The organism is Leifsonia stereocauli, assembly GCF_038432415.1.
GTDB lineage: Bacteria > Actinomycetota > Actinomycetes > Actinomycetales > Microbacteriaceae > Orlajensenia > Orlajensenia stereocauli.
The window spans coordinates 391,597-412,502 of sequence record NZ_JBCAUN010000003.1 but is presented as its reverse complement, the minus strand read 5'-3'; the positions used below and the strand labels follow the sequence as shown (position 1 = coordinate 412,502).

Below are 20,906 nucleotides of genomic sequence, written 5' to 3'. Positions count from 1 at the left end.
GCCACTCGCGCTGCGGAGGCGCGACCCGCAGACTGGAGGTGGGAGGCAGCGATGACGACACGGACGCACGGTGCCGCGGTGGCTCTCGCCCTCGGCACGGCCGTGGTCCTGGCCGCCACCCTCGCGGCGTGCAGTCCCGGCGGAGGTCCGTCGCGCGCGCCCAGCCCATCACCCCCTGCATCGTCGGCCCCGCCGCGACCGACTGGCACCTCGACACCGGATCCTGTGCTGCAACCCGTGCAGGTGACCGGCGAGCCCGTGGAGCTCGCCACGGGGCTCGACGCCCCGTGGTCGATCCTCAGGCTGCAGAACGGCGCGACGCTGATCAGCGAGCGGGACACGGCGAACGTGCTCGAGCTGCTCTCCGACGGCAGCACCCGCGTGGTCGGTCGGGTGGCCGATGTCGTGCCGAACGGCGAGGGTGGACTGCTCGGGCTGGCCGCACTGGAGGACGCCGCATCCGTCTGGATCTATGCGTACTTCACCGCTGCCGACGACAACAGGATCGTGCGGATGCCGCTCTCCGGCGCGGCGGGATCGCTCGGCCTCGGCGCACCCGAGCCGGTGCTCGGCGGCATCGCGAAGGCGGGCAACCACGACGGCGGGCGCATCGCGTTCGGCCCCGACGGCATGCTCTATGCCACGGCTGGAGACGCCGGCGACGGGGGCAGGTCCCAGGACCAGGGGTCCCTGAACGGCAAGATCCTGCGGATGACTCCCACGGGCGGCGTGCCTGACGGCAATCCGTTCGGCACCCTGGTGTGGAGTCTCGGGCACCGCAATCCGCAGGGCATCGCCTGGGACTCACGGGGGCGGATGTGGGCCAGCGAGTTCGGCCAGAACACCTGGGACGAGCTCAACCTGATCACCCCGGGATCGAACTACGGCTGGCCCGTCGTCGAAGGGGCTGCCGGCGACCCGGCCTTCGTCGATCCCGTGCAGCAGTGGGCGACGTCGGATGCGAGCCCCAGCGGTCTCGCCATCGTGAGCGACACGCTCTTCCTGGCCTCCCTCCGCGGCGAGCGCCTGTGGACTGTATGGCCGGACTCCGGACGTGCGCCCGCGGCTGCGTTCGAGGGCGCGTACGGGCGCATCCGCGACGTGGTGCCCGGTCCGGACGGGACGCTCTGGTTCATCACCAACAACACCGATGGCCGTGGCGACGCCCGGGAAGGAGACGATCGGCTGGTGCAGGTGGGCCTCGGTCCGGTCTCCTGACCTGTGGAGACGGCGACGATCGTGTCGGTCAGCGGGTTTATCCTCATCCCATGGCCGAACTCGATCGGGTGAAGGTGTGGGCGAACGCGCTCATCGCGCTGCACCTCGACCCCACAGTGTGGTCATTCGGCTTCGACAACGCCAAGAAACGGGCCGGCCTCTGCAACTTCACGGAGAAACGCATCACGGTCTCCCGCTATCTGGCCGCACGCTACGACGACGATGAGATCCACCAGGTGCTGCTGCACGAGGTGGCCCACGCCATCGCCGGAGCCCGTGCCGCCCATGGCGCCCGCTGGCTCTCGATCGCTCGCGACCTGGGCTACGAAGGCCGTCGCACCCACGACGGCGAGATCGCGCACGAGCTCGCGCCGTGGGTCGGTGTCTGCCCGGCCGGTCACTCGCACTTCCGCTATCGGGAGCCTGCGCGCCAGCTGTCGTGCGGCCTGTGCTCGCGCGGGTTCAACCAGGCCAACGTGATCAGCTGGTCCCGCCGCGACATCAGCGCTGCCGCTCGACGGCGGGCGGCCGCGGCAGCGGCCGAGTAGACGCCGTGCACTGAGGCCCCGACGGTCCACTGCCGCATCAGTCGGAGACGCGTCATGAGCGCGCTCCGTAACCGACTACCGTGGTTTCGTGCCATCGACCACATCCGTGACCCCCGCCTCACCCAGCGTTCCCACGGGGCAGTGGTTCACGACCCGCGAAGGCAAGCCGTGGTGGTTCGACTCCGGCGCTCCGTCGCTCGATTTCGCCTATACCGGCGACCTGGGCTTCGGGCATCCGGAGTGGGAGCAGCTGCACTCCCCCGAGGATCTGGCCACGTGGCTCCTCACGCGCTTCCCCGACAGCGACGGAATCGTGCATCCGCGTCACCTCACCGACGGCATGATGCTGCGTGACGCCATCGGCCGCCTCACCGTACGGGCCAGCCGGCGCGAGGCGTTCGAGCCGCGCGACGTCGACGCGGTCAACCTGTTCGCCGCGACGCCGGACATCCCTCCGGCGCTCGAGGGCGGATCACGCCGTGCCGGCCGGCAGACCACCAGCACCAACCAGGCCTTCGCCACTCTCGCCCGCGATGCCGTCGCAGTCTTCTCCGCTGATGCCGTCGGGCGGGTCCGCGAGTGCGCGGCCGAGGATTGCGCACTCGTCTACGTCGACACGTCCCGAGCGGGAACCCGCCGCTGGTGCTCGATGCAGCGCTGCGGCAACCGCGCCAAGGTGCGCAAGTTCCGGGCTGCTCAGGCCGGGTAGGTCCGCAGCATCCGCAGTTCGTCCGAAGACCCGAGCGCGGCGATGCGCCTGATGTCGGCGCTGGCGACACCCGCCGCGATGAGTTCCTGAGCTCCGACCGAGGCCGTGGCGAGGTGCGCGACGGCTCCGCGCAGGCCCGTGAAGGCCGCACAGGCCGCTGCGGCCTCGGGTGAGCAGTAATCGAGCCCGACTACGGCGAGCGCGTCGATCACGGCCCCCGCCCCGAGCAGGTCCTCGACGCTGAAGCGGAGGGCGTCGGATGCCGCGACGCCGGCGCTCGTGCTCCCGTCCTGCGGCGCTCCTGCCGCGACGACGCCGATGAAGACTCGACGGCCGAGCTGAACCTGCAGCTCGAGCACGCGCGCGGCCACGACGGCGGCATCCGTCAGCCCGCCCTCGACGAACTCGGCCTGCGGCAGCTCGGCGAAGAGGGCTGTGGGGGCGCCGTCGTCGGCTCCGCCCAGCACGTCGACCCACACGATGATGTCGGCATCCGCCCCGATGCGAACGGCGCCGGAGCGGCCCCAGTCGAACCGCACCTGGTACTTGGACTGGGCGTGGGAGCGGGGTGCGGCGTCGGTCACTCCGCCATCGTAGGCAACTGCGCAAGCCCTCGCATGTCAGATGACGGCGGCCTACGCTTGCGGCCATGAAGGTCATGCTGAAGCTCGTGCTGGACTGCGATCCGGATGCAGCGTGGCGCGCCATCCGCAGCCCGGCCGTGCTGCGCGAGGTCGCGGCGCCCTGGCTGGGTTTCGACTCCCTCGAGGACGGCGGCTTCCCGACCGTGTGGCCTGCCGGACCCCATCGAGTCGACGCACTGGCCCTCGGCGCGGTTCCCGTGGGCGAGGAGGTCATCGACCTCAGCTTCCCGGGCGGCCTGCCCGATGGCGTGAGGATGCTGAAGGACGGCGGAGGCGGGCGCAGCGGCGTGATGGCAGGCATCACGCACTGGAACCACCGGATGGCGATCTCGCCCGACCCGGCCGGTTCGGGCGGGACGCTCTACAGGGATCGGCTCGAGTTCAGCGCCGGCGCTCTGTCAGCAGTGGCCTGGTATCCGACGTGGCTGTTCTGGCAGTGGCGGGGATTGCGGCTGAAGCAACTCGCCCCGACCTGGGCGTACGACATCGGTGTGGACGCCGAGATCGCCCACTGAGCGGTCACCGGTAGGACGGCGCACGCATCTGCGCCCTGATGACGTCGAAGTCGTGGCGGCTCAGCTCGATGAGGCCCCGCCGGAGCTGATATCCCCAGTTCGGCGATGACGTGGTGAAGTCGAGCGTTCCGATCAACGGGCGGATAGACACGGCATGCGCCTCGCGGTCGTAGTCGATGCGTCGGCGCCAGGGCCGGAACGTGTCTCCCGCTGCGGTCGTCATCTGGTGGCCGTCGGTCGCCTGATAGACGGAGTCGTCGGCGACTCGGCCGAGGGCCGTGAACTCCCGCAGGACATCACCGTCGGGGAAGCTCACCCTCGGTGAGTAGTAGATGAGGCCGTCGGCCTCCCTGAGGCGCGACACCTCGGCCTTCGAGCCGTGATTGAACTGGGCGATGCCCTGCGCGACACCGTGCAGCACGTGATCACGCTGCACCACTCCGAGCCAGAATCTGATCGCCACGACTCCGATTCTGGTGCACACATCCGACACTCTCGCCACGTCGAGGGTTAGCGTGGCGGCATGGGGTCGACTCTGGGTGCTCTTCAGGTGACCGACTGGCGTCGTCGCGTCTTCGGTCTCTATGCCGGCGTGCGGCAGCTGAGCGTGCACGACCCGGCCTCCGGGCACGAGCTCTGGCGCTCAGGTCGCGACGAGCTCTTCGCCGGGCATCCGTCGTCCCCCTTGCTCCCCGACGACCGATCCGCCTTCACCGGGCTCCCGGTCGCGCCCTACGACCCCGACTGGCGATTCGAGTTGGAGGTGCGCCGAACGGAGGAGCCGCATCGACTCTCGGTCGAGACCGGCACCGACGGCGTCGTCACCTTCGCGCTGGTCGGCACAGTGCGCCTGCCCTATGTCGGCACTCTCGACGTCTGGCGGCACACGGGCTATGGCGGTGGTCTGTTCCTCCCCGTGCGAGACGGCCTCGCCGGCCAGCCGGGCGGAACCTACGGCGGCGGGCGCTATCTCCTCGACACCATCAAGGGTGCCGACCTCGGCCCGGGAGCTGACGACGACACCCTCGTCCTCGACTTCAACTTCGCGTACAACCCGTCATGCGCCTACGACCCATCATGGGAATGCCCGCTCGCCCAGCCGGGCAACACCGTCACCACACCCATACCAGTCGGCGAGCTCTACGCGCGCTGAAGCCCGGCCCGCTCGCGGGCAGAAAAATGGGGCTCACCCTGGTCCGACCCGAACGGACAGGGGAGCCCCCGCTACACCCGTGAGGGTGATGAGCGCAGTTAGATGGTGCCATGGATCGAACTCCCGTCGCCACAAATGCGTTTCGACGCGCCGGAGAGAACGCTGAATTACGGCGCGTCGCTGACAAACTTCTGCAGTACTGAGAGATCCTCGCCTCTTTTTGCCGCCCCACGGGCACTTTCGGCCGCGCTCGGGGCCGCACTACCCGCGTTCGGGTCACGGCCGAATGAGGGGGCTCCGGCGCTCCCAGCGCGTGGTCAGGGCGCATCCGCTAGAGTGGAGACACTTGCGAACGTATTGTTGCGTTCCCTGCGTCGTAGAACGCTTTCTTTGCGATGCGCGCCGGGCCTCTCCGCCCCGCTGCATCCAGCGATCGACAATTCATACGGCGAACGGATGTGCCCACTGGCACCTTCGCCACACTTCTGAACGAAGCGCCGTCGCTTTCGATGCGATCGTTCGCGTTCAGAGCAGCCTGAAAGGCACCTCCCCTTGACTGACAACACCACAACGTTCGCCTCGCTCGGCGTCCCGGCACCCCTCGTCGCGGTACTCGCCAAGCAGGAGAAGGCGACAGCCTTCCCCATCCAGGTCGACACCCTTCCCGACACCCTGAAGGGCCGCGACGTGCTCGGCCGCGGAAAGACCGGCTCGGGCAAGACGCTCGCGTTCTCGCTCCCGCTCGTAGCCCGCCTCGGCGGAGAGCTCTCCGGCGGCCGTCGCCGTGCCGGGCGCCCGCTCGCCCTCGTGCTCGCTCCGACCCGTGAGCTCGCCACCCAGATCACCGCGGTCATCGAGCCCCTCGCCGACGCGTACGGGCTGAAGAGCACCACGATCTACGGTGGCATCAACCAGAAGCGCCAGGTCGACGCACTGAACGCCGGCGTCGACATCGTCGTGGCCTGCCCCGGCCGCCTCGAGGACCTCATGAAGCAGGGCTTCATCACCCTCGATGCCGTCGAGATCACCGTGCTCGACGAGGCCGACCACATGGCCGACCTCGGCTTCCTGCCCGTCGTCACCCGCATCATGGACAAGACGCCGCAGAGCGGACAGCGCATGCTGTTCTCCGCGACTCTCGACAACGGCGTGGACAAGCTCGTCAAGCGCTACCTGCACAACGAGATCATGCACTCCGTCGACGAGGCCAACTCGCCCGTCGCCGCGATGACCCACCACGTCTTCGAGGTCAGCGACCTCGACGCCAAGAAGAGGCTGGTGGAGACCCTCGCCAGCGGCACCGGTCGCCGCATCCTCTTCATGCGCACCAAGCACCACGCCAAGAAGCTGGCCAAGCAGCTCACCGACTCCGGCATCCCCTCGGTCGACCTGCACGGCAACCTGTCGCAGCCGCAGCGCGACCGCAACCTCGCCGCGTTCTCCGAGGGCTCGGCCCGGGTCCTCGTGGCGACGGATGTCGCAGCGCGCGGCGTGCACGTCGACAACGTGGAGCTGGTCGTGCACGTCGACCCGCCCATGGAGCACAAGGCATACCTGCACCGCTCGGGCCGTACCGCCCGCGCCGGCAGCGAGGGCGACGTCGTCACCGTCATCACCCCCGGACAGAAGCGCGACGTCGAGCAGCTCATGCGGAAGGCCGCCATCCAGGTCAAGCCGCAGCAGGTCACGCACGAGTCGGCAGCCGTCTCCGCCCTCGTCGGCGACGTCGCCGCCTACGTCAAGCCCGCTCCCCGTGCCGCTGCCCAGCAGCAGGGTGGCGGCGGCCGCTCGCAGGGCGCCAACGCCCAGCGCAAGCGCGCCAACCGCGATGAGCGCACGGGCGGAACGGATGCAGCGGCTCGTCCGCGCCGCGACCGTTCCGGTCGCCCGGCCGAGCAGGGCTCCGGCACCGGCCGTTCGCGTTCCTCCGAGCAGGGTCAGGGGCGCTCGCGCTCCGGCGCTGCAACCGGCGGCTCGGGTCGCTCGGGCGCCGCTGGCGGCGGACGCACCGGTTCGGGTCGCTCCGGCGGCCTGACCGTCGGCAGCGTCGTGCGGTCGAACTCGCAGGGCCGCGGCCCGCGTCGCGCCCAGGGCTAGTCCCTCTCACTCACGAACGCGCGGTTCCTCCTTCGGGAGGGGCCGCGCGTTCTGCGTCACATCGGCGCCGACTTCGTCGCTGCCTTCGGCGAGCGCGCGAGCCGATTTCGCGTTGGCCGGAGGCCGCTCTAGTCTCATTCCATGAGCACCGAAGTAGTTGTTCGCCCCGTCCGCGACGTCGACGCCGAGATGCTGGGGCGAGTTCACGCGACCTGCTGGCACGAGGATTACGACACCCTCGTGAGCACCGCCGTGCTCGAGAACCTGTCACCGCGTCGAATGGCCGAGCTGTGGACCCATTGGATGAACCAGGGCGAGTCGTACACGCACGTCGCCGCCCTCGTCGATCACGAGATCGTCGGCTTCGCCGGCTCCGGTCCGGCCCGCGATGAGGACGCCCCGCGCGAGCGCGAGCTGTTCTTCATCCACCTCCTCGACGCACGGCACGGTCACGGGATCGGGCAGCGGCTCTTCGACGCAGTCATCCCCGAGGGCCCCGCCTACCTGTGGGTGCCGGAGGCGAACACGCGTGCCATCCACTTCTACGAGCGCAACGGCTTCACCGCTGACGGCGCTTCGCATGACGAGCCGTTCCTCGGCGAGATCATCCACGAGATCCGGCTCGTCCGTTAGAGCATGAGCACCGCCGTCATCCTCGACGTCGACACCGGAGTCGATGACGCCCTCGCCATCCTGTTCGCCGTCGCCCACCCCGACATCGATGTGCGCGGGATCACCTGTGTCGCGGGCAACGCCGGACTCGAGCAGGTGGTCGCGAACACATTGCGGATCCTCGACGCCGCGGGCGCGCCCGACATTCCCGTGGCGGCCGGCGCTCGGCGCCCGCTGATCGAGGCCGCGCGCTCCGCGTCGCAGGTGCACGGCGCCGATGGCCTGGGCGGAGTCGAGCTCGCGGCATCCACCCGCCAGGCGACGACAGAGGGTGCCGTCAGCCTGATGCGCCGACTGCTGCTCGAGAGCGCCGAGCCGATGACGCTCGTCGCGCTCGCGCCGCAGACCAACCTCGCGCTCCTCCTGCGTACCCACCCCGAGGTCGTCCGGCACATCGAGCGCATCGTCTTCATGGGCGGCTCGGCGAGTGTGGGGAATGCCACCGCAGTGGCCGAGTTCAACGTCTGGCACGATCCCGAGGCGGCGGCCATCGTGCTCGACTCCGGAGTGCCCTGCTACATGTACGGCCTCGACGTGTTCAATCACGTCTCCGTGCCGTTCGAAACCGCCCGGGCCCTCGCTGCGCGCGCTGACATCGGCGGCCGTGTCGTCGGGGAGCTGCTCGGCAATCGCGTGAAGGCCGCCGGCGACTACTCGGGACTCATCGGCGATGCCGGCGCCGTGTGTGCGATCGTCGATCCGGATGCCGTGAGCACGCAGTTCCGCCCGGTGCGCGTCGAGCTCGCCGGCCACTCCCGTGGTCAGACCATCGTGGATCGGCGCGAGGCCGCAGGAGAGGACATGCTGCACGGCTCTGCGGTGTCGACCGTCGGCGTCGAGGTCGCTCTCGCGGTGGACGCCGATCGGATGATTCGGCTCTTCCTCGCGACCGTCGCGCCGTAGGAACGCACCAGAACCGCCCAAAGCACCCCCCGAACGGGGACGTTCCGCGTGTCGTGACCTCCCCCCTCCCCCTGAGTTCATGGGAGCATGGCCGCGGCGGACCCGGCCGCCGCGCCATAGTCGACGCGAGACCGACTGAAGGAGTCCGACGTGAGTGACCTGCTCCCCGCTGTGCGCCCCCGCGGTCGGCACGCGAATCCCGACGTCGCCGTCGACGCACCGAGTGCAGCATCAATCGCGCCTGCGCCGGTCCCTGAGCCTGCTTCGCCGGTCGCTGAACCCGTTCCTCTCGTCGCGCCGGTCGCTGAACCTGCTTCGCCGGTCGCTGAACCCGTTCCTCTCGTCGCGCCGGTCGCTGAACCTGCTTCGCCGGTCGCTGAACCCGTTCCTCTCGTCGCGACGGCCGAGACCGCGCGCCCCGAACCGTCTGAGCCCTTCGATTCCGATCCCGGTGCCGACGTCGACGTCGACGACGCCGAGGTCACCGACACCGACTTCTTCGACGCCGAGCTCACCGACGACGCCGCTGCACCACCCGAGGTCGATGCTGACGAGTTCGCGAACGAGCCCGCCGGTGGCGAGGCCACCGTCACCGAGATCTTCGCCGCGCTGGATGCCGCCCGTGAGGAGCCGGCACCCGTCGTCGCAGTCACCGTCGTCGAGTCTGTGCAGCCGATGGCCTCCGCCTGGGCACCGCCGCCGTGGGACGCTCCCGCCGCGCCGATCAGCGCGCCTCCCACGGAGACCGTCGGCACGACAGCCGGAACCCCTATCGCCTCGGCCGAGGCACCGGGGGTCAGCTCATTCGCACCCGCTGTGGCCACCGCCGTGCTCGACAGCCCGTCTCCCGTCGAGGCGATCGCACCTCTCCCAGCCCCGGTGCCCGCCGTATCGGACGCTCCCTCGCCCCTCTTCTTCGGCCTGGCGCCGGCCGCTGGGGCCGCTGCTGACGAGACGGCGACCGCTGTCGCCGACCCGATCGCCGCCCCGACGGCCGCCCCACGGAGACAGCGCGGACGTGTCGCGCGCGGCGTGCTGCTGTCGCTGCTGATCATCCCGGTGGGAATCGCCGCCTGGGTATTGCTCTGGACCTACGGCTTCATCACCTCCGTCCTCGCCTTCGGCATCTCCTGGGGCGCCGTCGGGCTCTACAGGCTGGGCTCGCGCGCCCGCGTGACGGCAGGCGCGTTCTGGGCAATCACCGGCGTGATCCTGGTGACGCTGGCACTGGGATTCGTCAGCGCCATCGCCTCCGACGTCATCGCGACGATGGGCCTGGACCCACTCGTCGCCGCGACCTCGTCCGAGTTCTGGTCCACATTCCTGGCGGCACTGGCAACCGCCGTGCTCTGGCAGACGTACGCCATCAACCTCGCCGTGGCCGTGTTGTTCGCCGGGCTGGGATTGTTCAGCGTGCTGAAGAGCCTGCGACCCGGGCCCAGGGCGTAGACCCGGCTGCGGCGACTCCGTCGCGGTCAGGCGGAGTCAGCGCAGGGCACCGACCGAGGCGAGCGCCTGGCGGAGCAGCACGCCCCGCCCTCCCTCCATCTCTGACACGATGGCGTCGGATGCCGCTTCGACGGGTGTCATCCAGGTGATCTCGAGCGCATCCTGTCGGGGATCGCAGGTACCCGTGACCGGCACGACGTAGGCCAGCGAGACGGCGTGTTGCCGCTCGTCCGTGAACGCCGAGATCCCCGGCAGCGGGAAGTACTCGGCGACGGCGAACGGCACCGGGCTGAGGGGCAGCTGAGGGAAGGCCATCGGGCCGAGATCCTTCTCGAGGTGCCTGAAGAGGGCGTCCCGCAGGGTCTCGCCGTACATGACGCGTCCCGTCACGAGAGTGCGCGTGATCTCGCCCACGGAGTTGGCCCGCAGCAGCGCTCCGACCTCGGTCACCTGGCCCATCCCGTCGACGCGCACGGGCACGGCCTCGACGTAGAGAAGGGGGAGGCGACGCCGCGTCTCGGCAAGCTCCACATCCGTCAGCCAGCCGGGATTGGGGTCGGGGGTGCGCACGCTCATGCCAGCCATTCTGGCACCGCTGCCTGCACGCGGGTCTTCGACGGGGCCGAACACCTCGCGGCAATGGAAGGATTGACGTCGTCGATGCACTCCCAGCGTCGACCTGACGACGGGCACCGAGATGACAGAAGAATCAGCCGAACGAGGCCCGCTCCAGGTCGACGATCGTGCGGTGCTCTGGTCGGCGAGCACGGCCGACCGCGCGGGCAGGCCACTGCTCGTGCTGCTCCACGGCTACGGCTCGCACGAGGGCGACCTGTTCGGGCTGGCGCCCTATCTGCCGCTCGAGCCCGTTCTCGCGTCTCTGCGCGCTCCCATCGCGATGGGACCGGGCAACGCCTGGTTTCCCCTCCACGACTCTCCGACAGGTTTCACGTCCACTCCGGCCGACATCACCGCAGCGACGGATGCGCTTCTCACGTGGATCGACGACCTCGAGGTCGCGCCGTCATCCGTCGGCCTGCTCGGCTTCTCGCAGGGCGGCGCCATGACCCTCGAGCTGATGCGCGCGCGCCCGGGAGCCTTCGCCTACGCGGCAGTTCTCGCGGGCTTCGTCGCCGACGTGCCCAACGAGAACGACGCCGCTCTGGCCGAGGTTTCGCCGCCGGTGTTCTGGGGTCGCGGCACGGCCGACACCGTGATCGCGCGCGACCGGATCGACCGCACGCAGGCGTGGCTGCCCACGCATTCCACGCTCACCGAACGGATCTACGAGGGGTTGGGGCACTCGGTGTCCGAAGCCGAACTCGGCGACCTGACGCGGTTCCTCCGGGGGCAGTACGCCTGACGGGCGATGCCGGTGCTGTGGCGCTCGGACTCCGTCAGCCCTCAGCGGGAGGTGTCAGCGGCGCGGCGGGCAGCGCGCTCTGCGTCGCGCTCCTTCACGCGCACCTGCTCGGCACGCACCTCGGCCTGGGTAGCGCGCTCGGTGACGAGCCACGCGGGCGGCTGCTGCAGCAGAGCGCTGATCTCGGCCGTGGTGAGGGCCTCCGTGATGCCGGCGCGGGCAAGTCCCGAGGTCGAGACGCCGAGCTTCCCGGCCATGACGGGGCGGGGGTGCGGTCCGTTCTTGCGCAGCTCCTCGAGCCAGGCAGGCGGGTTCGCCGCCCACTCGTCGAGCTGCTCGCGCGAGATCTCGACGTCGGTGAACTCGGGCGGGGCCGCCGCCAGCAGGATGCCGAGCTTCTTGGCCGCCGTCTCGGGCTTCATCGTCTGCGTCTTCTTCGGGCGCTTCGGCTTGGGCTCGGGGAACTCGTACTGCGGAGTCGCCGCTTCAGTCTCCGGCTCGGATGCGTTCTCGGACGGCTGGTCTTGCGGGGTCTCGGGTGCAGTACTCACAGTGCCCAGCGTATAGCCTGAGACCGGCGGAGGGGCATCCGTCACCGACGGAACGGAAGGCGCTCGCATGCTGAAGCTGGCCTTCGTCGCCGGAGTCACGCCCACGAAGTGGCTGCGGGCCTGGAACGATCGGCGCTCCCGGGACCCGCTGGAGGCCTTCCGCACTGAGCCGGCCGAGCAGACCGCCGTGCTGCGCGACCAGCGCGCAGACCTGGCGATCGCTCGTCTACCCGTCGATGACGACACCGGGCTCAGCGTCATCCGCCTCTACGACGAGGTGGCGGTCGCAGTGGCACCGAAGGACCACGCCATCGCGGCAGCCGACGAGCTCACCCTCGCCGACATCGCCGACGAGAAGCGCGTCGATGACATCGACGCCATGGACGGCGACATGGTGATGGAGCTCGTCGCCGCCGGTGTCGGCATCGTCGTGGTGCCGCACTCCATCGCCAGGCTCTACGCCCGCAAGGACGTCATCTCCCGCACTGTGACGGATGCGCCCGTCACGCAGATCGCGCTCGTCTGGCCGACTGCTGAGACGACGGCCGACGTTGAGGAGTTCATCGGCATCGTGCGCGGGCGAACCTCGAACAGCTCGCGCGGATCCAGTGCCGAACAGGCGGCTGAAGCGAAGAAGGCCGCCGAGGCGAAGGCCAAGGCGGCGAAGGCGAAGAAGAAGGCCGCGCAACCGGCGAGGAAGCAGCGCACCGCAGCCGAGATCCGAGTGGCCGCAGCGCGCAATTCCCGCGGGAAGAAGCGTCGGAGCTAGCACGATGACAGCCCGATTCCTCCTGGTCACGATCAGGCCAGAGCTCGATGCCGCGCGCGACGAGTACGAGTCCATGCTGGCCGCCACGGGCCTTCCGGCATCCGCCCTCTCGCAGCATCTCCTCGCCGACGATCCGCTCGACGACGCCCTCGACGGCGTCGCCGGAGTGATCGTCGGCGGCAGTCCGTACAGCGTGACGGATGCCGCCAAGACCTCGTCGCAGCGCCGCGCCGAATCCGACCTGCGCACCATCGCGGCGGCATCCGTCGGCCACGGCCTGCCCGTGCTCTTCACCTGCTATGGAATCGGCGTGGTCGCCCAGGCTTACGGCGGATCCGTCGGACGTGAGTACGGCGAACCGACCTCGGCCGTGCCCGTGACCCTCACCGCAGCGGGCATCGCCGACCCGCTGCTCGGAGCACTGCCGGCCACCTTCGACGCACTCGTGGCACACAAGGAGGCTGTGAACACCCTCCCGACGGGTGCCGTACTGTTGGCCGGCTCCCCCTCGTGTCCGGTGCAGGCCTTCAGGCTCGGCACCCACCTGTACGCCGTGCAGTTCCACCCGGAGGTGACGGCTGACGACCTCGCCGCGCGTGCCGGCATCTACCAGCACCATGGCTACTTCGACGCGCACGAGTTGCACGTGGTGCAAGCCCGCCTGGCAGAGACATCCGTCACGGTGCCACGACGGTTGCTGAAGGCATTCGTCGACCTCCACTGCTGACGGATGCCGCGGGCGGAGCCCGCTGAGGGCCGCGTCGCTCGGACAACGAAGAACCCCCTCCGACCCGAAGGCCGAAGGGGGTTCTCTCATGAAGTCTCGTAATTACACGGGACGGATGTTCTCCGCCTGCAGACCCTTGGGGCCACGTGCCGTCTCGAACTCAACCCGCTGGTTCTCCTCGAGGGAGCGGAACCCGCTCGACGCGATGGCCGAGTAGTGGGCGAAGACGTCGGCAGAGCCGTCGTCAGGAGCAATGAAACCAAAGCCCTTTTCCGCGTTGAACCATTTGACGGTGCCAGTTGCCACAGTCTTTCTCGCATTCTTCTTCAATGAACCCCGCCTTTCGGGGTTCAAAGTCATAGTGTCCACAGTTCGCTTTCACGCTCGCGACTTGGGTCACAAGAAATGCGCAACACAACAACTTCAATCAATCTATCGCATTTACATGGTATGCGGCTGTACGAGTTCGAGATCGGGTCAATTCGTTACGCATTTCGTTACGCACTCCCCCTCCGCATCCCTGCCCCCGGACTGGGAGGTTCCTCGTTCCACGTGCCGCCCTAGCGTGAAGGCCAAGCACAGGAACCTCCAAGGGAGTTCCCAAGAACGCGATGGAAAAAACCAGGGGGATCAATGTCGGTAGGACGTCGTTTCCACGTACTCGCGCCAGCGAGTCTCCTCGTGGCCGGGGCACTCGTCCTCGGCTCGATCGCCCCAGCGGCCTCAGCCGTCGATGGAGATGAGCCGGCACCGACTGCGACTGAGACGCAACAGCCGACATCGGAGCCGACCGTCACCACCGGACCGACAGACGAGACGTCGCCCACACCCACGCCGGAACCGCCGGTAGACGGCACCACGGAACCCGGTTCCATCACGGAACCAGAACCCACGACGGAACCCGAACCGACCACGGAACCCGAACCGACCACGGAGCCCGAGCCGACCCCCACACTCCAGATCTCGACCACCCCGGCAGCCGTACTCACACTTCCGAGCGGCGACGGCTTCAAGGACGCCACTGTGGTTCACGTCGTGTCCGACCTGGCGACCTCGGTCGTCATGGACGTCGTCGATGTCGCGACGTCGACGGTCACGCCCATCGTCAGCGACCCTCTAGAGCTCCTCGAGGAGGCCGGCGGATTCGGCGCCGACATCACCATCCCCGTATCGGCCGTTACCGTCGGCACTTACTCCGTGGTCGCGCGGGTCGTCGGCGCACCATCCGTCATCTCCACAGGAGGACCGACCATCACGGTCGGTTCCGGCATCGCGACATCGGTCACCTTCTCGCCATCGGCCAGGGCCTTCTACCCGTACGCCGACGGTATCAACGACAGCTTCGTCGCCGCGGTCTACGCCAAGGACGAAACCGGCACCGTGCTGCCGATCACTGCGACCGTGACCGCGGTGTCAGGCACGACCAAGCGTTCGGCCGCCATCCCGAAGACGATGGGCACCGCGAGGGTCACGGTCTCAGTCGCGGGCATGCCCGTCGGATCGGGAAGCCTGTCGGTCGCCGCGAAGGGACCCGCTGGCCCGGCCAAGGCCGGCACATCGATCGTCGCCCACTACTACGCCACGCAGGTCGCCTCGGTTGCGGTCGTCCGCTCCATCGGGACGGTGTTCCCGGCGATGGACGGCTACCGCGACACCGTCGAGATCGGAACCAACGCGAAGCAGACGCCGGCGTCGGCAACGGCCGTCACCGGGACGATCAAGGTGAGCCTGAACGGCAAGGCTGTGAAGACCTGGTACATCTCGCGGTCCTCGACGATCAAGGTCATCTGGGACGGCTTGAACAACAAGAAGGTCGTGCCGGGCACCTACCTGATCACGGTCTCCGAGCGCGGCCCCCAGGGCCCGGTCAAGTCGGCGAGCACCTCGGTGATCGTGTCGGCGAAGAAGCTCGTGAACACTTCGACAAGTTCGTGGGTGAGCGCCAAGAACGTCCTGACGGGCTATCAGCCCTACGACTGGTCGGAGGCCGGCGTGTGCAGCTACAACACGGCCGAGGCCGTGTGGTGCACGGGCTACGACGACACCCTCGACGGGACCTTCTCGCTCTTCGCGGACGGGGGTGTTGCCGTTCCTGCCGCAGTCAGGGCGTCGTCGACCTATGCGGTGCCGACGGTGCGCGTGTCGGCGCAGGTGAGCTATCTCAGCGGGTCCGCCGTCTGGGCGTACGGCGTCAGCGGGTACTCCAGCAGCTCCGGGGCCATGGGAGTGGGGACGAGGCCTCTCGGCTGGCTGAAGCTGACCGGCAATCCCACGAGGCTCGACCTCGCCGTGGGCCTCGGGACGTACACCGATCTCGTCGTCGACCGATTCAAGGTCGAGTACCAGTACAAGGTGCTGAGGTAACCGGATGACGGCTTTGTCAAGGCGGGTGCCGCAATCGGCGGCATCCGCCTCGCACTGGCTACGCTGAGCCCGTGACCTCGACAGCGAAGAACGCGGCCCGATCCGCGAAGGACAACTCGGCCCTCCAGGCGCTCGCTCGACTGGGCTACGTCGTGAACGGCATCCTGCACCTGATCATCGGCGTGATCGCCATCGGCGTGGCCGTGGGAAGCGGCGGGGAGGCCGACCAGTCAGGGGCGCTGCAGCAGGTCGCGAGCGCACCGGGTGGAGTCTTCGTGCTCTGGTTGATCGTGGTGGGCTTCGCGGCCCTCGGACTGTGGCAGCTCGTCAACGCTGTGCTGCCGCCGCCGGACAAGGACACCAAGCGTGCGGCTCACGTCGTGAAGGAGCTTGCGAAGGGCATCGTCTATCTCGCGCTGGCTGGCACGTCGCTCACCTTCGCACTGGGCGGCAGCTCGAGCAGCGCCGAGTCGAGCAAGCAGTTCAGCGCCCAGGTGCTCGCCGCTCCCGGCGGTGTCTTCCTCGTGCTCCTGATCGGAGTCGTGGTGCTCGTGCTCGGCGGGGTGTACGTGTACCGAGGGATCACCAAGCGTTTCACCAAGTACATCGTGACGCCCCCAGGCACGATCGGCCGAGTCACGATCATCGTCGGACAGGTCGGCTACATCGCCAAGGGCATCGCGCTCGCGATCGTCGGTGTGCTGTTCGGGCTGGCCGCGCTGACCAACGACCCGAGTAAGGCCAGCGGGCTCGACGGCGCTCTCAAGTCGCTCGTCGCCCTGCCGTTCGGCGTGATCCTGCTGATCGCGGTGGGCATCGGCCTCATCGCCTACGCGGTGTACCTGTTCTTCCGTGCTCGCTACGCGAAGTTCTGACGCCAGCCCAGCGCGAGAAGGAACAACAGAAGCCGATGTCCCCGCGCACAGCGCGGGGACATCGGCTTCTGTCTGCTGGGTGACGAACTCAGACCAGCGGGTCGCTCTCGGAGGTCCGCTTGGTGACGGCCTCGCCGCTGGCCGGGTCGACGGCCGAGCGAGTCGTGGAGACCGAGGTGCGACGGCGCGTGATGAGCACGATTCCGAGGATGATGCCGACGACGCCGGCGATCATCAGGATGTATCCGATGAGGTGGAGGTCGACCCAGTCCACCTGGACGTTGAGGGCGAAGGCGAGGATAGCGCCGATGATGAAGAGGACGATGCCTGATCCGAGGCTCATAGAGGTTCCTTACTGTCGAATGTGATCGTGCAGGAGTTCAGCGCAGTGCGCTCAGACGCGACGGTTGCCGGTGATGAAGCGCAGCAGGAAGACCACTGCAGCGATGACCAGGAGGACGATGCCCACCCAGAGGAGGAAGTTGAGGGACGACACGAATCCGCCGGTGAGCAGGAGGACTACAGCGATGACCGCGATGATGATGACGAGGAGGTTCATGATGATCCATTTCAGTGGTGGTGGAGGACGGCGTCGTACCGACCCCGTCGTGATGATCATCATGACCGCTAGTTCATTTGTCTAGCAATGCGTTGACAAACACCTGCGGAACGTGCTTAGGACGAGTCCTTGCGCCTGTGGCCGATGCGGTCGACGGTCTCCCGCATCCTGGCCAGGAAGCTCGTCACCACGACGGCCTCCTCGGGAGTGAGTTCCTGAGTGGCATCTGCCATCTGGGCATTGGCGACGGCCAGCATCGGACCGGTGTCGCCTTCGGCCGCGGGCGTTGGAACGACCTCGATGGATCGCCGGTCGACAGTGCTCGGGCGACGCTCGACGAACCCACCTCGCTCCAGTCGGGTCAGCAGCACACTGGTCGATGCGCTCGAGATGCCGAGGTACTCGGTGATGTCCTTCGGCGCCGTCACGCGACCGGCGGCGTGGTTGTCCAACACGAAACGGAGGGCGAGGATGTCGCTCTCCCCCAACCCCATCGCGGCGCCGGTGCGACGACGCATGGCGGCCTCTGCCGCACGGTAGACCTGAAGCGCCTCGAGCACGTTCGGGCCATCGCCCTGCGCGTCGACGCCTGCCTGACCTGGATCGTCGGAAGTCGTCACCCGTCAACTGAAACGCATACTCGTTAGATTCTCTAGCGAATCGTGACTGCTGTGAGCCAACTCACGGGTTGTGGAGCGGATGCGGGTTGGATCGGCGACAGCTTGCGCCTAGGGTCGGTGGAATGAGCACCGGCGACCATCAACGCATCGGCCAGGTCCTCGCTGGGCGTTACGAGCTGACGGATGTCGTCGGTCGCGGTGGCATGGCCACGGTCTATCGCGCGCGCGACAGGAACCTGGGTCGCTTCGTCGCCGTGAAGTTCTTCGCTCCCGGGACGGCCATCGACGATGCCCGCCGACGAGCCGAGGTCGATCTGCTGGCTCGCGTGAATCATCCGAACCTCGTCGCCCTCCACGACGCCCAACTGGCGCCGGCCGAGTCGGAGGACCCCAGCTACATCGTCATGGAACTGGTCGAGGGGCCCGACCTGCGCAAGGTCCTCGATGCCGGACCGCTCTCGGGGCCGGCCACCGCTCTGCTGGCAGCGGAGATCGCCGAGGCCCTCGCTGTCGTGCACGCCCAGGGCATCGTGCACCGCGATCTGAAGCCGGCCAACATCCTGCTCGCACCGACAGGCCTTCCGTCCCCGAAGTACCATGCACGGCTCACCGACTTCGGCATCGCCCATCTCGTCGGTGCCGACAGGGTCACGACGGCAGGCACGGTCATCGGCACCGCCGCCTACCTCAGCCCCGAGCAGGCGGCCGGCGCCGAACCCGGGTCGGAGTCCGACATCTATGCGCTCGGCCTGCTCCTCCTCGAGTGCCTGACCGGAATCCGTGTGTACTCGGGTACCGCCGTCGAGGCCATGACCGTGCGCGCAGCGCGCGACCCGGCCATGCCCGATGACCTCCCGGTGGAGTGGGCGAGCCTGCTGACGCAGATGACGTCACGAGACCCGGGCCTTCGTCCCACGGCGGTCGACGTCGCGATCAAGGCCCGCAAGGATGCATCAGCCCTCGACGAGTGGGTCGCCATCGGTGCGCAGGACGGCTCTCCCGTCACTGAAGCGACGGCTGCGATGCTCACGCCGACGCGATTGCTTCCGCCTGCCACCGCGGCGACCGTCGGCCTCGCGTCACCCTCCCCGTTGCCGTCGCCGGCCGCACCGGCGACTGCTCGCCCACGTCGGAGACTGGCTGTGGCTGCGGGCGCCGTCGTGCTGGCCGGGGCAGTCATCGCCGGAGCCGTCTTTGCCACCTCTGGCGGTGGTCCTCCGGAGGAGCCTGCGGAGACGCCGGCTGCCACATCCGTTCCCTCCCCGGTTCCGACCACCGATTCCCCTGAGCCACCCGCGACCGTCGCCCCGGTGGTCGAGGAGCCGACGGAGCCCGAACCGGAACCGGAGACCGGCAACTCCGGCAACGGGAACGGGAACGGCAACGGCAACTCCGGCAACGGGAACGACAAGAAGCCCAAGAAAGAGGACAAGGGCAACGGCAAGTAAGCAGCCCGACTCCTCTGCCCGGAGGGCCGCGGCGTCAGGGCCGCGGCATCCGTTCTACTGCAGGGCGGAAGTCAGTCTGGCGACGCCATCGAGGAAGGTGGCGGATGCCGGCTCCTTGTTCCATTCCTCGAGCGTGAGCTGGCGCCCCGCGTCGCGGTAGCCCTGCTCGACAGCGCGCATCTGGTCGACGAACGGGAGGCCGCGCACCAGGAGGGTCACCTCGGCGTTGAGGGCGAACGAGCGGATGTCCATGTTGCTCGAGCCGATGACGGCGACGTCATCGTCGATCGACAAGTGCTTGGAATGCAGGATGTAGGGCGCCGGGTACAGCCAGATCTGCACCCCGGCCCGCAGCAGCGGCCCGTAGTAGGAGCGCTGGGCGTGCCAGACCGAACCCTGGTCGCCGATCTCGGAGACGAACAACTGCACGTCGAGGCCGCGCTCGCAGGCCGAGGTGATGGCGTACATCATCGCCTCGTCCGGGACGAAGTACGGGCTCGTGATGATGACCTTCCTCTGCGCCGACGTGACCAGGGTGAGGAACTGGCGGAGGTTGTTCTCGCCCTCGTAGCCCGGCCCGCTCGGCACCACCTGGCACAACACGGCATCCGTCGACGTGTCGACAGGGATGTCGACGGCGCGCACGTTCGCTTCGTCACCGAGGAGCTCGTTCGTCTCCAGGTACCAGTCGGAGATGAACACGGCGTTCGTCGCGGCCACGATCGGACCCGTGATGCGGGTCATCAGCTCCTGCCACTGCAGTCCGCGCTTCAGGTTCTTGGGGGTGTTGTAGCTCCGGTCGATGAGGTTCTGAGAGCCCATGAATCCCACCAGACCGTCGACGACGACGAGCTTGCGGTGGTTGCGGAGGTCTGGCCGCTGGTACTCGCCCTTGAGGGGTCGGACCGGCAGCATCCAACTCCACTTCACGCCGATGCGATCCAATTCCGCGAAGGTCTCCGCGCTGGCCACGGCCTTCTTCGATGCGACATGGTCCGCGAGAAGCCGCACGGTCACACCCCGTTCGACCGCTCGTTCCATCGCGGCGAAGAACCCCTTCGTCGTGGCGTCGAACGAGACGATGAAGAACTCCACGTGCACGAACCGCGTGGCCGTGTCGATCTCGGCCGCCATCGCATCGATCGAGGTGGTGTAGTCGCCGATGAGGGTGGCGGAATTGCCGCCGACGGCGGGCAGGGCGCCGAGCTCCTGGTTCTGCCGTACGAGCGAGGCGAACCAGGCCGGCCACGTCGACCGGTCGTCGACGAGGTCGATGGTCTTCGCACGTTCGGCGATCGCGAGGTCGAGCTCCTTCTGCTTCTCGCGGCGCTTCTTCGGCAGCTTCGAATTGCCGATGACGAGGAAGAGGAGGATGCCCACGAAGGGGATCAGGAAGATGGCGAGGAGCCAGGCCATGGCCGCCGTCGGCTTGCGATCACGTGGCACGATGATGAGGGCGGCGATGCGGATGGCGAAGTCGAGGATGACGAGGATGCCGCCGATGACGGCCGCGAGTTCGCCGCTCACCGGAGCCCTCCGGTGCCGCGATGGCCGACGGAGGGCACACCGTTCGATGATCCCGTTGCACTGACGTGGAGCATGCGTCCATCTCCCTCAAGTCGGCCCGTCTCACGGGCTTCGTCGCCGCAGCCGGGATGATGGAATCGAGTATGGCAGCAGGCGCGCGCTCCGAAGCGAAGAGTTTCGCGCGCATCATCAGCG

General features: G+C 68.3%; 24 protein-coding genes. 15 read left to right on the top strand and 9 right to left on the bottom strand.

What is annotated here, in order from left to right; translation table 11 throughout:
• Positions 1-51: 51 nt before the first annotated feature.
• The 3 genes from AADV74_RS16035 to AADV74_RS16025 all read left to right on the top strand — a co-directional run bounded on the left by AADV74_RS16035 (position 52) and on the right by AADV74_RS16025 (position 2,475).
• Positions 52-1,218, top strand: coding sequence for a PQQ-dependent sugar dehydrogenase (locus AADV74_RS16035; RefSeq protein ID WP_342115984.1), 1,167 nt, complete (start codon positions 52-54; stop codon positions 1,216-1,218).
• Between the two features lie 50 nt (positions 1,219-1,268).
• Positions 1,269-1,766 carry a SprT-like domain-containing protein gene (locus AADV74_RS16030; protein WP_342115982.1) on the top strand — a complete coding sequence of 166 codons (498 nt, stop codon included), beginning with the start codon at positions 1,269-1,271 and terminating at the stop codon, positions 1,764-1,766.
• An 88-nt stretch (positions 1,767-1,854) separates the two neighbouring features.
• Positions 1,855-2,475 (top strand): CGNR zinc finger domain-containing protein, encoded by a 621-nt coding sequence (locus AADV74_RS16025; RefSeq protein ID WP_342115978.1) that lies wholly within the window; start codon positions 1,855-1,857, stop codon positions 2,473-2,475.
• Here AADV74_RS16025 and AADV74_RS16020 read toward each other — a convergent pair.
• Entirely contained in the window at positions 2,463-3,059 is a 597-nt protein-coding gene (locus AADV74_RS16020) for a hypothetical protein (RefSeq protein WP_342115976.1), read from the bottom strand. The genes AADV74_RS16025 and AADV74_RS16020 overlap by 13 nt on opposite strands.
• Positions 3,060-3,124: 65 nt before the next feature.
• Here AADV74_RS16020 and AADV74_RS16015 point away from each other — a divergent pair, with 65 nt between their 5' ends.
• Positions 3,125-3,634, top strand: a complete 510-nt coding sequence (locus AADV74_RS16015; RefSeq protein ID WP_342115974.1) for a hypothetical protein — start codon at positions 3,125-3,127, stop codon at positions 3,632-3,634.
• Between the two features lie 4 nt (positions 3,635-3,638).
• Here the strand turns inward: AADV74_RS16015 and AADV74_RS16010 are convergent, their stop codons facing one another.
• Positions 3,639-4,097 (bottom strand): EVE domain-containing protein, encoded by a 459-nt coding sequence (locus tag AADV74_RS16010; RefSeq protein ID WP_342115972.1) that lies wholly within the window; start codon positions 4,095-4,097, stop codon positions 3,639-3,641.
• A gap of 60 nt (positions 4,098-4,157) precedes the next feature.
• On the opposite strand from AADV74_RS16010, the gene AADV74_RS16005 reads away from it, so the two are divergent.
• The 5 genes from AADV74_RS16005 to AADV74_RS15985 all read left to right on the top strand — a co-directional run bounded on the left by AADV74_RS16005 (position 4,158) and on the right by AADV74_RS15985 (position 9,908).
• Positions 4,158-4,787, top strand: a complete 630-nt coding sequence (locus AADV74_RS16005; RefSeq protein WP_342115970.1) for a DUF1684 domain-containing protein — start codon at positions 4,158-4,160, stop codon at positions 4,785-4,787.
• 552 nt (positions 4,788-5,339) lie between these two features.
• Positions 5,340-6,884, top strand: coding sequence for a DEAD/DEAH box helicase (locus AADV74_RS16000; RefSeq protein ID WP_342115968.1), 1,545 nt, complete (start codon positions 5,340-5,342; stop codon positions 6,882-6,884).
• Between the two features lie 141 nt (positions 6,885-7,025).
• A complete protein-coding gene (locus tag AADV74_RS15995) occupies positions 7,026-7,517 on the top strand; it encodes a GNAT family N-acetyltransferase (RefSeq protein ID WP_342115965.1) in 492 nt (163 codons plus the stop codon).
• Between the two features lie 3 nt (positions 7,518-7,520).
• Positions 7,521-8,459 (top strand): nucleoside hydrolase, encoded by a 939-nt coding sequence (locus AADV74_RS15990; protein ID WP_342115962.1) that lies wholly within the window; start codon positions 7,521-7,523, stop codon positions 8,457-8,459.
• A gap of 150 nt (positions 8,460-8,609) precedes the next feature.
• Positions 8,610-9,908, top strand: a complete 1,299-nt coding sequence (locus AADV74_RS15985; RefSeq protein ID WP_342115959.1) for a hypothetical protein — start codon at positions 8,610-8,612, stop codon at positions 9,906-9,908.
• A 36-nt stretch (positions 9,909-9,944) separates the two neighbouring features.
• Here the strand turns inward: AADV74_RS15985 and AADV74_RS15980 are convergent, their stop codons facing one another.
• Entirely contained in the window at positions 9,945-10,484 is a 540-nt protein-coding gene (locus AADV74_RS15980; protein WP_342115956.1) for an NUDIX hydrolase family protein, read from the bottom strand.
• A 121-nt stretch (positions 10,485-10,605) separates the two neighbouring features.
• Here AADV74_RS15980 and AADV74_RS15975 point away from each other — a divergent pair, with 121 nt between their 5' ends.
• Positions 10,606-11,271, top strand: coding sequence for an alpha/beta hydrolase (locus AADV74_RS15975; protein WP_342115954.1), 666 nt, complete (start codon positions 10,606-10,608; stop codon positions 11,269-11,271).
• Positions 11,272-11,312: 41 nt separating this feature from the next.
• Here AADV74_RS15975 and AADV74_RS15970 read toward each other — a convergent pair whose 3' ends face one another.
• Positions 11,313-11,693, bottom strand: a complete 381-nt coding sequence (locus AADV74_RS15970) for a DUF5997 family protein (RefSeq protein ID WP_342116403.1) — start codon at positions 11,691-11,693, stop codon at positions 11,313-11,315.
• 196 nt (positions 11,694-11,889) lie between these two features.
• On the opposite strand from AADV74_RS15970, the gene AADV74_RS15965 reads away from it, so the two are divergent.
• Positions 11,890-12,591: a LysR family transcriptional regulator substrate-binding protein gene (locus AADV74_RS15965; RefSeq protein ID WP_342115951.1), complete on the top strand. Its 702-nt coding sequence runs from the start codon at positions 11,890-11,892 to the stop codon at positions 12,589-12,591.
• A gap of 4 nt (positions 12,592-12,595) precedes the next feature.
• A complete protein-coding gene (locus tag AADV74_RS15960) occupies positions 12,596-13,318 on the top strand; it encodes a glutamine amidotransferase (RefSeq protein WP_342115949.1) in 723 nt (240 codons plus the stop codon).
• A 102-nt stretch (positions 13,319-13,420) separates the two neighbouring features.
• On the opposite strand, the gene AADV74_RS15955 is transcribed toward AADV74_RS15960, so the two are convergent.
• A complete protein-coding gene (locus AADV74_RS15955) occupies positions 13,421-13,624 on the bottom strand; it encodes a cold-shock protein (protein WP_055821513.1) in 204 nt (67 codons plus the stop codon).
• Positions 13,625-13,999: 375 nt separating this feature from the next.
• Between AADV74_RS15955 and AADV74_RS15950 the strand changes: the two genes are divergently transcribed.
• Positions 14,000-15,682, top strand: a complete 1,683-nt coding sequence (locus tag AADV74_RS15950) for a hypothetical protein (protein WP_342115946.1) — start codon at positions 14,000-14,002, stop codon at positions 15,680-15,682.
• Between the two features lie 71 nt (positions 15,683-15,753).
• Positions 15,754-16,557, top strand: coding sequence for a DUF1206 domain-containing protein (locus tag AADV74_RS15945; protein WP_342115945.1), 804 nt, complete (start codon positions 15,754-15,756; stop codon positions 16,555-16,557).
• Between the two features lie 88 nt (positions 16,558-16,645).
• Here the strand turns inward: AADV74_RS15945 and AADV74_RS15940 are convergent, their stop codons facing one another.
• The 3 genes from AADV74_RS15940 to AADV74_RS15930 all read right to left on the bottom strand — a co-directional run bounded on the left by AADV74_RS15940 (position 16,646) and on the right by AADV74_RS15930 (position 17,736).
• Positions 16,646-16,900 carry a DUF6458 family protein gene (locus tag AADV74_RS15940; protein WP_342115940.1) on the bottom strand — a complete coding sequence of 85 codons (255 nt, stop codon included), beginning with the start codon at positions 16,898-16,900 and terminating at the stop codon, positions 16,646-16,648.
• Between the two features lie 51 nt (positions 16,901-16,951).
• The gene (locus AADV74_RS15935) at positions 16,952-17,116 is read right to left on the bottom strand and encodes a hypothetical protein (protein WP_342115937.1); all 165 of its coding nucleotides are present in this window, start codon (positions 17,114-17,116) and stop codon (positions 16,952-16,954) included.
• A gap of 116 nt (positions 17,117-17,232) precedes the next feature.
• On the bottom strand, positions 17,233-17,736 hold the full coding sequence (locus AADV74_RS15930; RefSeq protein ID WP_342115934.1) for a MarR family winged helix-turn-helix transcriptional regulator: 504 nt from the start codon (positions 17,734-17,736) through the stop codon (positions 17,233-17,235).
• 122 nt (positions 17,737-17,858) lie between these two features.
• On the opposite strand from AADV74_RS15930, the gene AADV74_RS15925 reads away from it, so the two are divergent.
• A complete protein-coding gene (locus AADV74_RS15925; RefSeq protein WP_342115932.1) occupies positions 17,859-19,184 on the top strand; it encodes a serine/threonine-protein kinase in 1,326 nt (441 codons plus the stop codon).
• A 54-nt stretch (positions 19,185-19,238) separates the two neighbouring features.
• On the opposite strand, the gene cls is transcribed toward AADV74_RS15925, so the two are convergent.
• Positions 19,239-20,711, bottom strand: coding sequence for a cardiolipin synthase (gene cls, locus AADV74_RS15920; RefSeq protein ID WP_342115929.1), 1,473 nt, complete (start codon positions 20,709-20,711; stop codon positions 19,239-19,241).
• Between the last annotated feature and the right edge of the window lie 195 nt (positions 20,712-20,906).